We start from the raw sequence: 16,899 nt of genomic DNA, 5'->3' as shown, positions 1-16,899 counted from the left end.
GCCCACTTGCGCGTAGACACGGACAGGTTGCGAATGCGGCAGGCTTTGACCTGCCTGTCCCAACTATTCGCATGCAAATATCAACAGCCGTTCCCGATCAACTGCCCCTTCATCAGGCGAGCGGGCTTACGACGTCGAGCCACTCGGTGATGGCCAGTGGGACCTTGTCCGCGCCATCCCGCAGGTCATAAAGCGCTTCGCCGCCAAGCTGGACCCGGCACACGGTGAAGGCCCGCTTTTCGTCACGGCTGTTGTCCGTCAATATGGAGGCGTCGGCCACGCCCAGCGCGTGCGATATGGCCTTCTGCGTCCTGGGAAACCGCAGACGAGTTTGCCGGTGTCGACGCCGTGGCCATGTTCAAGCACGCGCTGGCTGACGCGCAATATGGACAGATCGGCGTTCGAAAGACCGACGAAAAATAGCAGGACGAAATAACCCGCCGCCCGAAGATCGGTTATCGTGTCGAGTTTCGAGGCAGCCGTGCCGTCAGGCCGCTCTTCCCAATGGCTGGAGACGGTTTCGGTTGCGAATGGCACCTTCGCGGCCATGGCATGGGCGGCGAACGTATTCACGCCATTTTACGCCACCTGCATCCAGCCGAGGTTTGTGTCGCGCAATTCCTGCGCCCAGTCCACAAGCGATCCGTCCCCCTGGGCTTCCGGCAGAATCGAAAGCATCATGCGATCCGCGTTCAGCAACGGCAGCTGGAGCTTTTGCGCAAGAATCTTACGCCACATCGTCGATTCGCCCGACCCGTTATGACCGGCCAGAATGATCGCGAGCGGCTTGTCGGTCCTGACCTGTGCGGAAAGTATCTGGTCTACCGCGCCCTTGAGCGCCGTCACGCAAATTCTTGAAACTTGCCGTCGACAAGCTGGCCGCGACTCACCTGTCCGTTGAGCTTACGGATGACGATCTTGGGATTATCTTCATCAACCGAATAGAGCGGCACATTCTTGCGCTGAGGAATAGCCACCCCGCCCCGCACGATACGAGCCGCGGCACGCTCCAACGCCTGGGAGCTGCGCTTGACATTATCCTTGACGAGCGCGGCCGACGGCTTCTGGGCACTGACGGTCACATTACCCAGTTTGGTGGTGACCGTCCGCGTGCGCTTCGAGCCCGCAGGCCCGATGATAATCCCGGTCTTTCCGTCGCGCATGCTCGCCGAAGCCATTTTGCTCCGCTTTGCCATAAGCCCGATATAGCTCTTCCGCAGATCAAGTTCCAGCCGTCATGATCGCCAGGAAATCCATCGGATCGTCCTCACGCGAAAGCTCGCGCGCCGCCTCATGGAGGGTAACGTGCGTCGCGGGGTGTATCACCCAAGTCTCGAACATGGCCTGTCCCAGCTTGATCGCCATGTGCGCCCGGCCCCGACAGGAATGTTTCTTTCATGGCGGGGACTGAGGGATCACGAGGAGCGCAGGTCGCCCGCGGCCACGCAAGAGCCGCTTGTGGCCGCGGGCGGAAAGGATCAATATTTGAAGCCGACCTTGAAGAAGATGGTGCGCGGCGGGTTCTGAGCGCCTTGCAGCAGCAAGGTGCCCGCATAGGGCCCGGCCTTGATGGCCGTGCCGATCGGCGTGAGCGTAGAATAATAAAATTCATTGCCGATGTTGCGCGCCGTCAGCGTGAAATCCCACCGCTTGTCAGCAGTCTGGAAACCGATGAAGGCATTTACGAAATGCTTCGAACCGATCCGATATTGGGGATTGTTGAGCTGGTCGGAGAAATAGCCGGTCTGCCAGTTGACGCTGCCGCCGAACTTGATCGCGCCCAGCCCCTCAATCGGGATCGAACAGTCGGCGGACGCGAAATATTGCCATTTCGGCTGACCGGGAAATTGCTTGCCCGTATAGTTATAGGCGGGAACGGTGCCAGCGCCGGCGCCGAATAATCGTCATATTCGGTTGTCAGATAGGTGACATTGAAAGCCAGCGACAGATTGTTGGTCGGCTCTGCCGAGGTTTCCAGTTCGAAGCCCTGCGTGTGCGCTGACGGCGCATTGCCGCGCGTGCTGACATAAGTGCCGGAGATCGGACTGAACGCCGACACCGCTGTCTGCAGATCCTTATAGTCGTTATAGAAACCTGTAGCGTTGACCCTCAGCCGGCGATCGAACCAGTCTGTCTTGAAGCCGATCTCGAACGCATTGACCGTCTCAGGATCATAGGGCAGCGCGGTGGCAAGGTTAAGCGCGCGGTAAAGCCGCCCGCGTCGAAACCCTTGGCATAGTTGGCGAACAGGAAGATCGTCGGCGTTGCCTGGTAGGAAATGCCTGCCTTCGGCGTGAACGCATGCCAGGTCTTCTTGTTGAGCACGCCGCTATTGTCGAAATTTACCTGCGTCGCGGCGACAGTGACGCCCAGCGCGGGGATCGCGCCGCCTGTCTTCACCTGCGGATAGAACGTCGGATCGATCGGATGGCCGTCCAGGTCATAGTTGACGCCCTGAAAATCGAATGCGCGCCGGATGCTGATATAGCGCCCGCCGGCGGTCAGCGTCAGCCGGTCGGTCAGGCGATAATTGGCCTGGAGATAGGCTGAATAATTATACGTTACGGTCTTGCCGATCTGAGGGCGATGACTTCATAGGCGGGCGCCCTGGGATTCATGCTCTCGACCTTGCGCAGCCCGCTCCGGGGGAGATCGATCGTGCGGGTGGCGATGCGGCCTTCGAGGCGACCGTTGATTTCACGAACTTCAACGATGTTCATTGACTTGACCTTTCATTCTGTCGCTCGAAACCCATTTTTCGGCGACAAAAATCTGAGATCCCTCTCTTGTCTGATCCCGGCGGCGCGGCTGGACGCGTCCGCCTCCGCATCGGCACGACCTCTCCAGACCAAGGTCCCCATTCGCGCGCGTGTATCGCCCACTGACAGCCGCGCGATGTCTTCCCCCCCTCCCCACACGCCACCACGGCAGGGATGAACGCCCGCGAGGGCCGAGACCCGAGCAGCGGGACTCGGGGCGCCAGCCCGTCAGCCCGTTGCCCGCGCATGCGCGGGCAGTCACCCAGCCTCAAACCCCACACCGTTCCACCCTTGACGCCCTGCACCATCTGACGACAGACAGATTCCATGGCTTCTTCCAAAACCCTCAACCAGGCCAATCTCGAGACGCTGGGCGCCAATCGGCTGGCGCAATTACTGCTGGAGCTCGTGGCGGTGGATGCCCAGACCAAGCGGCGCCTGCGCCTGGAGCTTGCCAGCGCAAACGGCAGCGGCGATGTCGCTGGAGAGGTCGCCAAGCGCCTCGCCACCATCGCCAAGGCGGAGGCCTTTGTCGACTGGAACAAGGTGAAGCCCCTCGCCCGGGATATCGAGGCGCAGCGGCGCGCGATCATGGAGCATATCGCGCCCACCGATCCGGCAACGGCGTTCGAGCTGCTCTGGAAGCTGATCGCGCTGGCCCGTCCGGTGCTCAGCTGGTGCGACGACAGCCATGGTACGCTGGGCACCGTGTTTGCAACGGCACTCTCTGTTCTTGGCGCGCTGGCCGCTGCGGCCCGCCTGCCCACTGACCAGCTTGTCGACCGGGTGTTCGACAGCGTCTGCGACAATGACCATGGCCAGTTCCACGGCCTCGTCACCCTGATGACGGAGCCGCTTGGCGAAGCAGGATTGAAATCCCTCAGGCGCAAATTCGAGGCCATGGCGCGCGAAGTACAGCAGCGGCCGCCCCAGGGCGAACGGCGCGTCATCGGCTTTGGCTCAGGCGGCGTTTTCTACGAGGATGAGATGGAAGCCCGGCGGCATGAGCGGCTTGTCCGCCAGGCGCTGGTCGACATTGCCGATGCGCTGGGCGATGTCGATGCCTTCATCGCGCAATGTCCGGCCGACCAGCGCCATAATCCCGCGATAGCCGCAGCCATTGCCGAGCGCCTGCTGGCTGCGGGCCGCGCGGCGGAGGCGATAGCCGCGCTCGACGCGGCCGAAGCAATACGGCGTAAAGGTGGTCATTGGCCAAACTGGGATCGGGTACGGATCGCGGCGCTCGATGCGCTGGGCCATGCAGAATGCGCTCAATGCGGATGACCGAAACCAAAACGCTGTAGAATATAACATAGCTGCCGTGCGGCTTGGACCGGAGCCCGGCACGAATCTCAGGCCGGGCAACGCCGGACCGGGGGAAGTCGGCGATCTTCGCACAAGCCCCTTCGAGTTCATCAACGAAGGTGACGGCCAGAAGAACATTGTCGCGCGCGGTAAAGGTGGCGATCGCGACAAGATCAGCAGCAGCAGCCGGCGAAAATTCGAGACCCATCAACTATCGGTAGCGCCGGCGGCCATATTCGCGATCCGCTGCCGGGCGTTCGCGAAAGCCTCACTGGCGGGAATGCCCGGGCCGCTGGCAGCGCCCCGTTCGATCTCGGCACGGAGCGCGTCAAGCCGAGCCTGGCGGATGGCGTCCTGCTCTTCGAGCAGCCGGAGGCTGTCGCGAACGACCTCGCTGGCAGACGCGTAGCGGCCGCTGTTCACCTGCTGCTTGATGAAGCCCTCGAAATGCGGCCCCAGGGTGAAACTGGAAGGCATGGCCAAACTCCTCTGTCGATGATGAATATCACTTTATGATAGTAGCATGCAAGACACAGATTGACGAAGACTGCGGCGTTTGCGCCTGGTAACCGGGCAAAGAGTGATCGCCTCCGCTGACCACGCCGAAAAACGTCGAGGCAGACGGACTGCCTTCATCATGCACGCACGAGGCAGGTCGGCATGCCGCCATCCTTTCCAGCGGATCGCCCGCGAGATTTTTTGCCGGGGAACGCTGCCCATGGGGCAGAAAAATCGCCTGACGAGATATAGGTTAAATCGCCAACAGAGCACGGATTTTTGCCTGAACTTCCAGCAGCGCCGCTTGCGATACTGTTCCTTTTTTGGTCGCCTTCCGTGTCATCCAGTCAACACTTTTGAGCTGATCTGCCAATACAGCACTTGGCAGGTTCTGGCTGATTAACACCTCAAAGGGATAGCCTTTGATTTTGCTCGTCATAGGACAACAAATCATCATCCCGCGCACGCGATTATAGGCTGCCGGTGACAGGACAAGGGCAGGTCGATGACCAGCCTGTTCATGTCCAGCCTGGGGATCAAAGTTTAGCCAGACGATATCGCCCATGTCGGGGACATATTTGGCCATTACCAAAGCTCATTGCCGACAGGCGGACCGAAATCGACGTTTTCAGGAAAGTTTTCAGGCTTCATGCCCGCCAGCAACCCCTCAAGAGTGAAGGCAGGTGCGGTGATCGGCTCGATGATGACCCGGCCCTCTTCTTCCCTGACATCCACCTCCTGATCGATATGCAGCGCAGCCGCGGCCATAATCGAGGAAGGAATCCTGACCGAAGCACTATTACCCCACTTTTTCACTCGCACACGCATAACCATCTCCACCGTATCGATATTGATAATACATTATCATAACACGAACATGTATCAACATTGTATCGACTTTCGGTGTATGGGGTGTGCACAAGTTGGTGCCGATGTCGTCGGCAACCGATACGGATTTGCCGGATCTGACCAGTCGATGTTTTCGATCACCCAGTTGGGCGCGAAATCCCAGTCAAAGCAGAGCGAATAAGTTCCGCTGACCTTCTGCCACGCCGTCTCGACCGCATTCGTCCAGCCCACGACGACGAGGCGACGGACCAATGGCGGCAACCGTGCACAGCTTCATGGCGACCAAGCGTCATGTGCGGCCGGACGAGGCGTCGCCGTGTCGGGAGGGCGGCCGAGAAAGGCAGCCAGACGCTTCACATGGCGCACATAATCCTTCTGGGTGTGGGGACCGAGACCGCGCATCATCATGTCGTGCTACATCCGTTGACGCAGTAGGCTGATCGGGGCGGTGTTGATCGAGACAGTCACGGCAAGTTCCTCTTCGCTGAAGAAACTTCCAACCTCAGTGGGCAACCTCGCCCGCTAAAGGCCCATATTTACCGCACTAACGCGCCCCAAGCGACCCTCCCGTAGAGCGGGTTAGTGCAAGGGTCGTCACCGGCGCTGCCCGTACTGCTGCTGACGTATGCCCTTGCTTCCGTCCTCATTATTCCTTATCTTGTGGACAGGGGACTGGTCTTATGTCGAAATCTATAACTTTGAATGTCCGCGTCAGCGGCTCTCTCAGCGATTTTGTGTCCGCTAACGTCGGGGAGGCGGGGGCCTATGAAAATGTGAGCGAGTATGTTCGAGACCTGATTCGGCGTGACAAGGAACGGGTCGAGAGCGAACGGTTGGCGCTCTTAAAGGCCGAGTTGACCGCCGCATTTGCCGTATCAGAGAACGAATATCTGCCGCTTGATGCCGACGCAATTATTGCCCGTAACGCTCGCAACTAAGTCTCATGATCAGTTATCGCGTGCAGCACGCCGCCGGCCGCCGGATAGATGACATTTACAACTATACACGCGAGCAATGGGGACAGGATCAGGCCGACCGTTATATTCGCTGCCTTTTTGTTCGCTTTGAAGATATTGCCGAACGCCGCATTGCTTGGCGGGATATCCCCCGGGGACTCGGCGTCGAAGGCTTCTATTGCCGGTATGAGCATCATTATGTCTATTGGCGTATCTTGTCCGATGGTGCCGTTGGTATTGTCACCATTTTGCACGAGCGCATGCATCAGATCGAGCGTTTCCGAGAGGATGTGCCGAATTGATCCCTAGCCGTGTTGAGTTGGCTTTCAGAGATCTTCCGATGACAGCAGCCTAAACCGTCGGTCCGCTGCACCGCAGGGCAAGATGGCTGACCCGCGCGTCGATCTGCTTGAGGAAGTCGAGGAATTCGGTTGCCCGGTGGCGCTTGTAGCATTTGCCGATCACGAAGCCTGAGGCGATGTCGAGCGCGGCGAACAACGAGGTCGTGCCGTGCCGAACGTAGCTGTGGGTGCGGCGCTCAGGTACGCCGGGCATCATCGGCAGAACCGGCTGCTCGCGGTCGAGCGCCTGGATCTGGGACTTCTCGTCGACGCTGAGAACGAGTGCACGGTTGGGCGGCGACAGATACCCCAGGCGATTATCCACCCCTCCTCAAATCCCAGTATGCCGAGCGCGGTGAGCACGCCCACCCGCCCAAGCAAAATAACGGCATAGGATACCGGACTGGCGACGATGATATCCAGCAACTGTTGGCGACGATCAACGGAGACGACTTCACCCGCGACAAAGAAACCCATCTGTCCGATCGTCATCAGCAGCGATGCGCTGAGGGCGAAAGGGGCCAGATCAATGCGGCCAGAATGGATGAGGATCGCCATCGACGGCAGCGTCAGCAGTGGAATGACAAGGATCGGCAACAGATCCTCGACATTATGGCGCGTCAACGCGAGTTGCATTCTGCTAGCGGCTAATAGCAATCTCAACCTCAATGTGCGGCTTCCCCCAAGGCCGCATAGTTACTTCCAGGCTTCGCTTTCCATCAAATTGCTATTTCTCAGCCAACTATTAGGCTTGTTGACCAATGGATGACCGGCAGGTTCGCTTCAGATCATATATGACATTGCCTTGGTCAGCAGGGTTGGGAATGTCGAGCGCCGCCCCATCAGGCCTTCCCCATCACGCCCGATCCGATGCACGTAGCCCGCCGGGGTCAGCGCTTCCTTGTCCTGGGGCATGGCCAGACCTTTCGCGTCGCAGCGAATACGGTCCTGGATGCCGAAGCGCTGCGTTCTTCCGGATTGTCGCGCAGATAATCCACCGTCACATTCCTCAGCTGGCTGATCGTCACATCGGCCGGAATGCAACTTTTCAGTTTATTGACCTCCCGCGTCGTATTGAATGCATCGACGGCGCCGGTGATATAGGCGATGCACTCATAGGTCTTCTCCAGATAATCATTGCTGCTGCGCGGAGTGGAGCAAAGCTCGTAAAGCTCTTCCCCGGTGTAGAAGCCGGCCAGCGCCGCTGGAGAGCAAGTCCCCGCCGCAACCGCCAGCAGCAGATAAGCCGGTTTGCCAGATTTCATCATCTACACTCTCAAAAGCACGATAAAGGATCGCAGAACTATACAGCCCTCCAACGGCAAACTTCCGCTGCTGCTAACCGGTTTCCCGCGTCGCGACCGTCGATGCCGCAAAATCGCGGGCGTGATCGAGGAAGGCCCTGAACGCCGCGGACGGATTTCGCCGGCTTGGATAATAGAGGCATAGTGATGAAAGCGGTGGTGTCCAGTCTTCCAGAACGCGAACGAGACGTCCTGCGGCCACGTCTTCCTGAATATCGGATTCCATGAAGAAGCCTATGCCGAAACCGTCCAGGACGGCAATGCGCGCAAGACTGGCCTCATCCAGTGTGATCGGCCCGTCGACATCGATTTGAGCCTGCCGGCCATCCTTTTCGAACTGCCAGCGGTAAAGGGCTCCATTCGGCAGCCTGACACGAATGCATGGGTGGGTCAGAAGGTCCGGCGGCACCTGCGGCTTGTCACGCTGCCCGAAATAGGCGGGCGAAGCGACGACGGCGTAGCGCCGACAGCGGCCAAGGGGGACTGCAATCATGTCGCTGGGAACCAGGTCGACGTGGCGGATGCCGATGTCGAAACCGTCAGCCACGATATCCACGAGCCGGCCTTCGGTAACCAGGTCGACATGAACCTGCGGATAGCGCCGCAGAAAGGGGAGGACGAGTTGCGCAAGGATTTCCCGCGCAGCGGTTGCGAACGCATTGATGCGCAATGTCCCCGAAGGCGTCTCCTGCTGCGACCGGGCAGCGTCCATCGCCTCGTGAATGTCCTGGAGCGCGGGACCGACCTTGCCGACGAAATGCCGACCGGCATCGGTCAAGGAAACGCTGCGGGTGGTGCGATTGAACAGGCGCACGCCAAGTTGGTGCTCCAGCTTGCCCACCGCATTGCTGAGCGCGGTGGTCGACATGCCAAGCTCGATCGCCGCAGCGCGGAAAGAGCCCTTGCGCATGATGGCGATGACGGAATCGAGTTCGATCAGGCTATGTCTTGCCATTGTCCTGCTTTTCGGGATGCCGTATCCCCCTTTATCCCGATTATCGCGCAGCATATCCACCCCTAAATTGATGCGACGATCGAGCCGGACAGGGATCGACGCACGCATCCCCGGCTGTCGGAAATGGAAGGAGAAGAGACGTGGCTATCGATCTGCCAAAGGCTATAGTTGACTATTTCGAAGCCGACCGCGCCGAGGACGCGGGCAGCGTATCACGCTGTTTCACCGAGACAGCGGTGGTGAGGGATGAAGGCAATATCTACCGGGGCCGAGCAAAAATCGGGCACTGGAAAGCGGAGTCCTCCAGAAAATATAATTATACGGCCGAACCCTTCTCCCTCGCGAAAGAGGGTGACCGCATTGTCGTGGCCTGCCATCTGGCAGGCGATTTCCCCGGCAGTCCGTTGGACCTGCGCTATTTCTTCATGCTGGAAGGCGGGAAGATCGCTGAGCTGGAGATCGTGCCATGAGGGCCGATCGTCATGACCGGCCGCTGATCGGGTCGACGGCGGCGCATCGGAAGTTCGGCGCATGACGCCGTTTCTCACCCTCCGGGGCAAGCGGGCGCTGATCACATCGGGCACGCGGGGAACGGGGGCGGCTACGGTCAGCCTCTTCCAGACCCTTGGCGCGGATGTTCTGACCACCGCCCGGACGCGCCCGGCCGACATGCCGGATGCGCGTTTCGTCGCCGCCGATCTGAGCACGGCCGTGGGCTGCGCGGAACTGGCGGAAGCGGTGAAGGACCGGCTGGGCGGCGTGGACATCATCGTCCACATGCTGGGCGGCTCCTCCTCTCCGGCAGGCGGTTTTTCCGCGCTTAGCGACGACCAATGGCGCAAGGAACTGGATCTCAACCTGCTGCCCGCCGTCCGGCTGGACCGGGAACTGGTGCCGGACATGGTGTCGCGGGGCCATGGCGTGGTCATCCATGTGACCTCCATCCAGCGGGAGCTGCCCCTGCCGGAAGCCACGACAGCTTACGCGGCGGCCAAGGCAGCCCTGTCCACCTACAGCAAGAGCCTCTCTAAGGAAGTGGCGCCCAGCGGGGTCCGGGTCGTGCGCGTCTCGCCCGGCTGGATCGAAACGGAAGCCTCCATCGAACTGGCCCGCCGATTGGCGGCGGAACACGGCGGCGACATCGACCGGGGCAAGAAGATCATCATGGACTCCCTGGGCGGAATACCGATGGGCAGGCCGGCAAGGCCGGAAGAAGTCGCCAACCTCATCGCCTTCCTGGCGTCGGATCGCGCGGGGGCCATCACCGGGGTCGAATATGTCATCGACGGCGGGACGGTGCCGACCGTGTGACCCCTGTCCCGCCGCAGGACGGCCGGTCCCGCCCCGGGTTCACCTCAGCCATGGATCGGCGTCATGGCCCGCAAGCCGGGCGAGCTGGACGAATTCCTGCCGCCAATAGTCATTCTGGCTGCCCGCCAGGCGGGCGATGTCGGCATAGCCGAAGTCGCCCAGCCGCCTGTCCCCCCGCAGCTTCTGTCCGAAGGCCGCGACCGCCACGGCAAAGGCCATGTCGCGCCGCGGCATGCTCGCTTCGGCAAGGAGGGCGGAGGCAACCGGCTTTTCGATCAGGCGGCTGCGCGTCTCTTCAGGCAATTTGTAGCGCAGGCGGACCGTCGCGATCTCTCCACCGTCCCCCGCCGGAACGACCGGGGCGCGATTGGCGGCATATCTGCGCGGAGCCAGCCAACCCGCCTCGCCCGCCGGGACGATCTCATAGAGCGCCGTCACCTGATGCCCGGCGCCGATCTCGCCCGCATCGACGCGATCGTCGGCAAAATCCTGTTCGGCAAGGCCGCGATTCTCATAGCCGATCAGGCGATACTGGCTGACCAGCGCCGGGTTGAACTCCACCTGCACCTTCACATCCCTGGCAATGGTGAAGAGGGTGGAGGACAGTTCCTCGTCCAGCACCTTCCGCGCCTCCATGGCGCTGTCGATATAGGCATGGTTGCCATTGCCGAGGTCGGCCACCGCCTCCATCATCGCGTCGTTGTAATTGCCCTGGCCAAAGCCCAGGGTGGTGAGCGTGACGCCGTCCTCCCGGTTCCGCCTCACCATCTCCTCCAGGCTTTCCCGATCGGACAGGCCGACATTGAAGTCGCCATCCGTCGCCATGACGATGCGGTTGATGCCGCCGGGGATGAAATGGGCGCGGGCCGTGTCATAGGCGCGCTCCAGCGCCGGGCCGCCCGCGGTCGATCCGCTCGCGGCCAGCCCGTCCAGCGCCGCCTTGATCTCCGCCGGGTCATGGCTGCCCTCGACCAGCGTTTCGACGAAGCCGGCATAGGTGACGATGGATATGCTGTCGTCGGGCCGCAGGGCGTCGGCCAGCATGGAGAGCGCCTGCTTGACCAGAGGCAGCTTGTCGGCATCCTGCATCGATCCAGACACATCGACCATGAACACCAGATTGGCGGGCGGCCGTTGCGACCGGGCCACGTCATAGCCGCGCAGGCCGATGCGCAGCAGCCGCGTACCGGGGTTCCAAGGCGTCGTCGCAAGATCGGTGGTCACGCTGAAGGGCACGAACGGATCGTCGGGCAGCGGATAGTCGTAGCGGAAATAATTGATCATCTCCTCCGTGCGCACCGCCTCCGCAGGGACGGTCCGGCCACCCAGCAGCATGCGGCGGACATTGGCATAGGCGCCCGTGTCCACATCGACCGCGAAGGTCGAGACGGGCTCGGCCGCGACCTGATGGACCGGGCTGACCGGATGGCCGTCATAGCGCTCGCGATTTTCGCCCGGGGCGGCGTCATTCACCGCTTCATAGGAGACGGAGCCGCCGGGCGCCTGACCGCATCCGGAAAGGACAAGAACGGGAAGGAAAGCGAGGGTGATTGCAAGATGTGCGCGCATGCACGTTTCTCCACTGCTTCGGTAGAGAGAAAATAAGGGCGATGAAATGACGCTAGCAAGCGACGGGTGGAGAGCAATGGCGCGGCGTGCAGCACCGCCGGCGTCCAGCATCGGGCCTTTCCAGCGGAAATCCGTCATTTCCGCTGCGCCGTGCACATTTTCTGCACCGGAACTGCGCCAATTATTGATCGTCGGCACGCACCGGTCTGCGTCGGGAAGCCGCATTCTGCCCTGACATTCAGGGAGATAGATTGATGGGTTCCTCTGCCATGCCGCCGCCTTTGCCCTTGCTCGCGCGCTTTCGCTGGAAGCTGGCGGTCGCCTTGACGATCGTCGGGATCGGGGACTGGCTGTTCTACCAACGGCATCTCCATGGCGGCTATCTGGGGCTGTTCGCGCTGGCCGTACTGAGCGCGCTGCTGGCCGGGCGGCCCGTGCTGCGGCGCGACCGGAGGGCCTTGCTGGCAATGGCCGCGGCGGCGCTGTTCGCGCTGGCCCTGCTCCATGATGCGAGCCTGCTGGCCTGGGCGCTGTTCTGGGTAGCGGCCGGCATGGCCGCGCTGATCCCGGCGACGGCGCGCTTCGATGATGGATGGCGCTGGTTCCAGCGGCTGATCTGGCTGGGGCTGCGGGCGCCATTCGGGCCGTTGATCGATCTGAAGCGCCTGTTGAAGCTGCGCGCGGCGGGGCGGACCGGGCGCTGGAGCCTGCACGCGGCGCTCGGCACATTGGCTTTGCCGCTGATGGGCAGCGTTGTGATCCTGACGCTCTTTTCAGCCGCCAATCCGCTGATCGAGCAATTCTTCTCCTCGCTGCTGCTGCCGGAACCGTCGCCCGAACTGATCGTGCGGCTGGCCTTCTGGGGGCTGCTGTTCGCGGCGATCTGGGGCCTGCTGCGGCCGCGCCTGGCGCTGCGCCTGCTGCCGACATTCGACGGCAGGCACGACCGGCATCTGCCCGGCGTGTCGGTCGCTTCGGTGACGCTGTCGCTGGTCGTCTTCAACCTGATCTTCGCGCTTCAGAACCTGATGGACATCGCCTGGCTCTGGGGCTGGGCGCCGATGCCCGGCGGCATGACCATGGCGGACTATGCCCATCGGGGCGCCTATCCGCTGATCGCGACCGCATTGCTGGCCGCGCTGTTCGTGCTGGTGACGCTGCGGCCGGGATCGGAAACCGCGCGCCTGGGGACGATCCGGCGACTGGTGATGCTGTGGATCGGGCAGAATGTCTTCCTGGTCGCCTCGTCCATGTTGCGCACGGCGGATTATATCGAAGCCTATTCCCTTACCCGCCTGCGGATCGCCGCGCTGGTCTGGATGGCCCTGGTCGGCTTCGGGCTGGCCGCGATCTGCTGGAGGCTGCTGCGGGAGCGGAGCGCGTCCTGGCTGATCAACGCCAATCTGGCGGCGGCGGGGCTGCTATTGACCGTCATCTGCTTCGTCGATCTGGGGGCGGTGGCGGCCGAATGGAATGTGCGCCATGCGCGGGAGGTCGGCGGACGCGGCGTGGCGCTCGACCTCTGCTATCTGGGCGAGCTTGGGGACTCGGCCCTCCTGCCCCTGCTCTCGCTGGAACGGCGACCCGGTTTGCAGCCGGAATTCCGGGAGCGGGTGCAGGCGGTGAGGCTGCGGCTTCACGCCAGGCTGGAGGCGGAACTGGATCAGCGCTGGACCTGGGCCGGGCAAGGACGGCTGGAGCAGGCGCGGGCGATTGCGGCGGATACCGCACCCGCGCCCCTGAAATCGGGACCCAGGGACTGCGCCGGCAGGCTGGTCCCGCCGCCCTTGCCGGTCAGCCATGTGGCCCCCGATGCGGTTCCTGCGTTGACAGCGGAGACGGGGAAATGATCCTATGCCCCATGCCCAGCACGATCCTGATCGTCGACGACGATCCCCATATCCGCCAGTTGCTCGTCTTCGCCTTCGGCAAGGCGGGGCTGGAGACGATCGAGGCAAGCGACGGCGAGGCCGCACTGGCCGAGGTCGAACGGCACGCGCCGGACCTCGTCATCCTCGACATCAACATGCCGCGCATGGATGGGTTGGAGGTCTGCCGCAGGCTGAGGGCGCATAATGACGTTCCGATCTTCTTCCTCTCCTCCCGCGATGACGAGATCGACCGGGTGCTGGGCATAGAGCTTGGCGGCGACGATTATGTGGTGAAGCCCTTTTCCCCTCGGGAAGTGGTGGCGCGATCCATGGCGATCCTGCGCCGCACATCCGCCCGGCCGCCGGCGGTGGAGGCGATCGGCACGATCCGGCATGGGCGGCTCGCCCTCGACACGGAAAGCTGGTCGGCGCATTGGGGGGCGGAGGAGGTCAGCCTGACCGTGACGGAGTTCACCATATTGCGCACCCTGCTGGCCATGCCATCGCGCATCTTTTCCCGCGACCAGATCATCGACCGGTTTCGCGGGCCGGGCTTTGCGCTGACCGACCGGACGGTGGACAGTCATATCCGCAACCTGCGGCGTAAATTCGCGGATGTCGGCGGCTTCGACATCATCGAGACGCGGGCCGGCATCGGCTATCGGCTGGGCGGGTGCAGCGGGACGGCGCCGCCTGCATGATCGCAGGGCTGAAGGGGTGGATAGCCCGGCATTGGCCTGTGCTGCGTTTGCGCACGATCCTGCTGGGCACCCTGCTGTTCGTGGCGGCGCTGCCGGGTTTCGGGGCGATCTTCCTGCGGGTCTATGAAAATGCGCTTGTTCGCCGGACGGAGGCCGAGCTTGTGGCGCAGGGCGCGGCGCTGGCGGCGAGCGCGGCGGTGGTGGGCAGGGGCATGGCCGCCGATCCCGCCCAGCCCGCCACGCCCGTGCGCTATCATGACCGGATGACGGAGGTGGACCTGCGCTCCTCCCCCATCCTGCCGCCGCGTCCCCGTGCAGCCCCGACGCGGGACCGGCCGGACGGCGGCGCCCTGGCGCTTGCGCGGCGGATGATGCCCGCCTTTGCCGAAACCAAGGTCACGACGCTGTCTTCGATCCTGATGCTCGACCGGCGCGGCGTGGTGCTGAACGGTCGGGAAGGCGGACGGAGTCTCGCCGCGCTGCCAGAGATCAGGGCGGCGCTGGGCGGCAGGGCCGTAACGGTGCTGCGGGAAAATGAAGGGACGGCCACCCGTTATCCGCTGGAATGGCTGAGCCGGGCGGCAAGCATCCGCCTGCATCATGCCCGGCCCATCCGCGTCGACGGAAAGCCGATGGGCGTGCTGCTGGTGTCGCGTTCGCCGCGTGCGCTGTTCCTGGGGCTGTACGAGGATCGCGGCAAGATCGCCCTGGGCGTGGTGGCGATCTTCCTGCTGCTGGTGCTGCTGTCGGCCATATTGTCGCGCGCCATCGTCCGCCCGATCGAAAGCCTGAGCCGCGCCACCCGCGACCTGGCGCTGGGCCGCCGGGTCGCGCCGCGTCACCCCTCGCTGCAGGTGGTCGAAATCAGGGCGCTCTATCGGGATTTCGAGCAGATGGCGGAGAGCTTGGAAAAGCGTTCCCGCTATCTGCGCGACTTCGCCTCTTCGGTCAGCCATGAATTCAAGACGCCGCTGGCCGGCATTTCCGGCGCGATCGAACTGTTGCAGGATCATGGGGCGGACATGGCGGCGGCCGACCGGCAACGGTTCCTCACCAATATGGCGGCCGACGCCCAGCGGCTGTCCCGCCTTGTCCGGCGGCTGATCGAACTGGCGCGCGCCGACGTGCTGGTGGGCGAAAGCGACGCGCGCACGGACGCCGCGCCGCTGCTGGTGTCGGTGGCGGATGCGCTGACGGCGGAGGATTTCGTCATCGATCTGCATCTGCCCGAGGTCTTCCCCCCGCTGATCGTGGATGCAGCCGCATTGGAAGCCGTGCTGACGACGATAGCGGAAAATGCGCGGCAGGCGGGCGCATCGCGGCTGGACATCGTGGTCGCCTTGCAGGATCGCCTGGCATGGATCGACTTTGCCGACAACGGCCCCGGCATTCCGCCGGGGGACCGGCAGCGCATCTTCGACCTGTTCTTCACCAGCAAGAGGGAAGACGGCGGAACGGGCCTTGGCCTCGCCATAGCCCGGTCGCTGCTCGACGCCTATCATGGCGAGCTTCACCTGCTTCCTTCGGAACAGGGCGCTCGCTTCAGACTCGTGATCGCAATCGCGCCATAGACCGCATGCATGAAGGCGCAACGCCGCCCATGCCGCGCATGTGCCCTCATCTCGATGGACGATGCCTCCTCCCTCCCCCCCCGACGTCGCCCGGTTGCGCCGCGCATGCCGGCGCTCTAGCCTGGGGCGGAACATCAATCCCTGAAAGCGTGCCTGTTGCCGATGCCTCCTGCTGCCTTGCGTTATGTCGTTCCGCTGATTGCCCTTCTGCCATGCTCCGTCCTCGCCTTGCCTGCCAGCGCGCCGAAACCGGGCCACACCCGCGTGGCGATCGAAACCTCGCTCGGCACCATCATCGTGGCGACGGACGATCGCCGGGCACCGATAACCTCCGCCAATTTCCTGACCTATGTCGATGACGGTCGGTTCGACGGCGTCACCTTCTATCGCGCGGCGCGGCGCAAGAGCGATCCGAAGCTGGGGCTGATCCAGGGCGGCATCGATACCGATGCGCGCCGTTCGCTGCCGCCGATCCGCCATGAGCCGACGACGCGGACGGGGATCAGGCATCTGGACGCAACGCTGTCCATGGCGCGGCCCGACCGCGCCAATTCCGCGATGGGCAATTTCTTCATCACCATAGGGCCGACGCCGAACATGGACGCGCGGGGCGATTATATCGGCTATGCCGCCTTCGGCCATGTCGTCGCGGGCATGGATGTGGTGAAGCGCATCCTCGCCGTGCCGACCTGCTGCGGATCGGGCCCGATGCGCGGTCAGATGATCGTCAAGCCGGTCAGGATCATCCGTGCGAAGCGGCTCGACGGCAAGCCGCATCCGACCCGCAGGGTGAAGCCATGGCTGCTAGGCCTCAAGCGGAAGATTTAGAGTATCCGTGATGATCAAGCTGGAGATTGCGTCCAGCATCGATCGGCTTTGAGCATGGCGTTCGCGGTGACGACGAGCTTT

22 protein-coding genes and 3 pseudogenes are annotated in these 16,899 nt (G+C 62.8%); 10 read left to right on the top strand and 15 right to left on the bottom strand.

Going from position 1 to position 16,899, the window contains the following annotated elements:
* Nucleotides 1-112 precede the first annotated feature (112 nt).
* The 7 genes and pseudogenes from K7W03_RS12055 to K7W03_RS12025 form a co-directional block, all read right to left on the bottom strand.
* Nucleotides 113-280, bottom strand: a complete 168-nt coding sequence (locus K7W03_RS12055; RefSeq protein ID WP_207212584.1) for a hypothetical protein — start codon at nt 278-280, stop codon at nt 113-115.
* Complete coding sequence (locus K7W03_RS12050; protein WP_222886421.1) at nt 259-573, bottom strand: hypothetical protein; 315 nt, start codon at nt 571-573, stop codon at nt 259-261. Before K7W03_RS12050 ends, K7W03_RS12055 begins: the two co-directional genes overlap by 22 nt.
* Nucleotides 574-579: 6 nt before the next feature.
* Nucleotides 580-846, bottom strand: coding sequence for a hypothetical protein (locus tag K7W03_RS12045; protein WP_197565242.1), 267 nt, complete (start codon nt 844-846; stop codon nt 580-582).
* Complete coding sequence (locus K7W03_RS12040; RefSeq protein WP_226870094.1) at nt 843-1,178, bottom strand: hypothetical protein; 336 nt, start codon at nt 1,176-1,178, stop codon at nt 843-845. Before K7W03_RS12040 ends, K7W03_RS12045 begins: the two co-directional genes overlap by 4 nt.
* Before the next feature lie 43 nt (nt 1,179-1,221).
* Nucleotides 1,222-1,365: a hypothetical protein gene (locus K7W03_RS12035; protein WP_157009786.1), complete on the bottom strand. Its 144-nt coding sequence runs from the start codon at nt 1,363-1,365 to the stop codon at nt 1,222-1,224.
* Nucleotides 1,366-1,681: 316 nt separating this feature from the next.
* A pseudogene (locus K7W03_RS28340) lies at nt 1,682-2,511 on the bottom strand (TonB-dependent receptor domain-containing protein).
* 50 nt (nt 2,512-2,561) lie between these two features.
* Nucleotides 2,562-2,720 (bottom strand): hypothetical protein, encoded by a 159-nt coding sequence (locus K7W03_RS12025; RefSeq protein WP_371873087.1) that lies wholly within the window; start codon nt 2,718-2,720, stop codon nt 2,562-2,564.
* Between the two features lie 366 nt (nt 2,721-3,086).
* On the opposite strand from K7W03_RS12025, the gene K7W03_RS27815 reads away from it, so the two are divergent.
* Entirely contained in the window at nt 3,087-4,043 is a 957-nt protein-coding gene (locus tag K7W03_RS27815) for a DUF6880 family protein (protein ID WP_052628150.1), read from the top strand.
* 31 nt (nt 4,044-4,074) lie between these two features.
* Here the strand turns inward: K7W03_RS27815 and K7W03_RS27810 are convergent.
* From K7W03_RS27810 to K7W03_RS12005, 4 genes and pseudogenes are all read right to left on the bottom strand, one after another.
* A pseudogene (locus K7W03_RS27810) lies at nt 4,075-4,272 on the bottom strand (type II toxin-antitoxin system RelE/ParE family toxin); the annotation flags it as partial.
* A complete protein-coding gene (locus K7W03_RS12015) occupies nt 4,272-4,541 on the bottom strand; it encodes a type II toxin-antitoxin system ParD family antitoxin (protein WP_044660855.1) in 270 nt (89 codons plus the stop codon). The pseudogene K7W03_RS27810 and the gene K7W03_RS12015, both read right to left, overlap by 1 nt.
* 274 nt (nt 4,542-4,815) lie before the next feature.
* Nucleotides 4,816-5,148, bottom strand: coding sequence for an endoribonuclease MazF (gene mazF, locus K7W03_RS12010; RefSeq protein ID WP_044660856.1), 333 nt, complete (start codon nt 5,146-5,148; stop codon nt 4,816-4,818).
* Complete coding sequence (locus tag K7W03_RS12005; protein WP_082166021.1) at nt 5,148-5,390, bottom strand: AbrB/MazE/SpoVT family DNA-binding domain-containing protein; 243 nt, start codon at nt 5,388-5,390, stop codon at nt 5,148-5,150. Before K7W03_RS12005 ends, mazF begins: the two co-directional genes overlap by 1 nt.
* A gap of 701 nt (nt 5,391-6,091) precedes the next feature.
* Between K7W03_RS12005 and K7W03_RS12000 the strand changes: the two genes are divergently transcribed.
* Both K7W03_RS12000 and K7W03_RS11995 read left to right on the top strand, forming a co-directional pair.
* The gene (locus K7W03_RS12000) at nt 6,092-6,349 is read left to right on the top strand and encodes a type II toxin-antitoxin system ParD family antitoxin (RefSeq protein ID WP_044660858.1); all 258 of its coding nucleotides are present in this window, start codon (nt 6,092-6,094) and stop codon (nt 6,347-6,349) included.
* 5 nt (nt 6,350-6,354) lie between these two features.
* A complete protein-coding gene (locus K7W03_RS11995; RefSeq protein WP_044660859.1) occupies nt 6,355-6,669 on the top strand; it encodes a type II toxin-antitoxin system RelE/ParE family toxin in 315 nt (104 codons plus the stop codon).
* 94 nt (nt 6,670-6,763) lie between these two features.
* Here K7W03_RS11995 and K7W03_RS11990 read toward each other — a convergent pair.
* A pseudogene (locus K7W03_RS11990) lies at nt 6,764-7,015 on the bottom strand (IS630 family transposase); the annotation flags it as partial.
* A 122-nt stretch (nt 7,016-7,137) separates the two neighbouring features.
* On the opposite strand from K7W03_RS11990, the gene K7W03_RS11985 reads away from it, so the two are divergent.
* Nucleotides 7,138-7,359, top strand: a complete 222-nt coding sequence (locus K7W03_RS11985) for a hypothetical protein (protein WP_044660861.1) — start codon at nt 7,138-7,140, stop codon at nt 7,357-7,359.
* Between the two features lie 239 nt (nt 7,360-7,598).
* On the opposite strand, the gene K7W03_RS11980 is transcribed toward K7W03_RS11985, so the two are convergent.
* On the bottom strand, nt 7,599-7,976 hold the full coding sequence (locus K7W03_RS11980; protein WP_226870093.1) for a Rap1a/Tai family immunity protein: 378 nt from the start codon (nt 7,974-7,976) through the stop codon (nt 7,599-7,601).
* A gap of 70 nt (nt 7,977-8,046) precedes the next feature.
* The gene (locus K7W03_RS11975) at nt 8,047-8,967 is read right to left on the bottom strand and encodes a LysR family transcriptional regulator (RefSeq protein WP_065846328.1); all 921 of its coding nucleotides are present in this window, start codon (nt 8,965-8,967) and stop codon (nt 8,047-8,049) included.
* Between the two features lie 140 nt (nt 8,968-9,107).
* Between K7W03_RS11975 and K7W03_RS11970 the strand changes: the two genes are divergently transcribed.
* Complete coding sequence (locus K7W03_RS11970) at nt 9,108-9,437, top strand: nuclear transport factor 2 family protein (protein WP_048575606.1); 330 nt, start codon at nt 9,108-9,110, stop codon at nt 9,435-9,437.
* Between the two features lie 61 nt (nt 9,438-9,498).
* On the top strand, nt 9,499-10,278 hold the full coding sequence (locus K7W03_RS11965) for an SDR family oxidoreductase (RefSeq protein WP_048575607.1): 780 nt from the start codon (nt 9,499-9,501) through the stop codon (nt 10,276-10,278).
* 39 nt (nt 10,279-10,317) lie between these two features.
* Here the strand turns inward: K7W03_RS11965 and K7W03_RS11960 are convergent, their stop codons facing one another.
* Entirely contained in the window at nt 10,318-11,847 is a 1,530-nt protein-coding gene (locus tag K7W03_RS11960) for a vWA domain-containing protein (protein WP_065846327.1), read from the bottom strand.
* Between the two features lie 254 nt (nt 11,848-12,101).
* Here K7W03_RS11960 and K7W03_RS11955 point away from each other — a divergent pair, with 254 nt between their 5' ends.
* The 4 genes from K7W03_RS11955 (at nt 12,102) to K7W03_RS11940 (ending at nt 16,818) form a co-directional block, all read left to right on the top strand.
* The gene (locus K7W03_RS11955) at nt 12,102-13,697 is read left to right on the top strand and encodes a DUF4153 domain-containing protein (protein ID WP_222886420.1); all 1,596 of its coding nucleotides are present in this window, start codon (nt 12,102-12,104) and stop codon (nt 13,695-13,697) included.
* 11 nt (nt 13,698-13,708) lie between these two features.
* Nucleotides 13,709-14,419, top strand: a complete 711-nt coding sequence (locus K7W03_RS11950; RefSeq protein ID WP_048575622.1) for a response regulator transcription factor — start codon at nt 13,709-13,711, stop codon at nt 14,417-14,419.
* On the top strand, nt 14,416-15,990 hold the full coding sequence (locus K7W03_RS11945) for a sensor histidine kinase (protein ID WP_226870091.1): 1,575 nt from the start codon (nt 14,416-14,418) through the stop codon (nt 15,988-15,990). Before K7W03_RS11950 ends, K7W03_RS11945 begins: the two co-directional genes overlap by 4 nt.
* A gap of 162 nt (nt 15,991-16,152) precedes the next feature.
* Nucleotides 16,153-16,818, top strand: a complete 666-nt coding sequence (locus tag K7W03_RS11940; protein WP_065846325.1) for a peptidylprolyl isomerase — start codon at nt 16,153-16,155, stop codon at nt 16,816-16,818.
* Nucleotides 16,819-16,899 lie beyond the last annotated feature (81 nt).

It is taken from the genome of Sphingobium sp. PNB (assembly GCF_019873065.1).
Lineage (GTDB): Bacteria > Pseudomonadota > Alphaproteobacteria > Sphingomonadales > Sphingomonadaceae > Sphingobium > Sphingobium fuliginis.
Note: the sequence above shows the minus strand (reverse complement) of the source record. Positions and strands in the feature narration are given on the sequence as shown.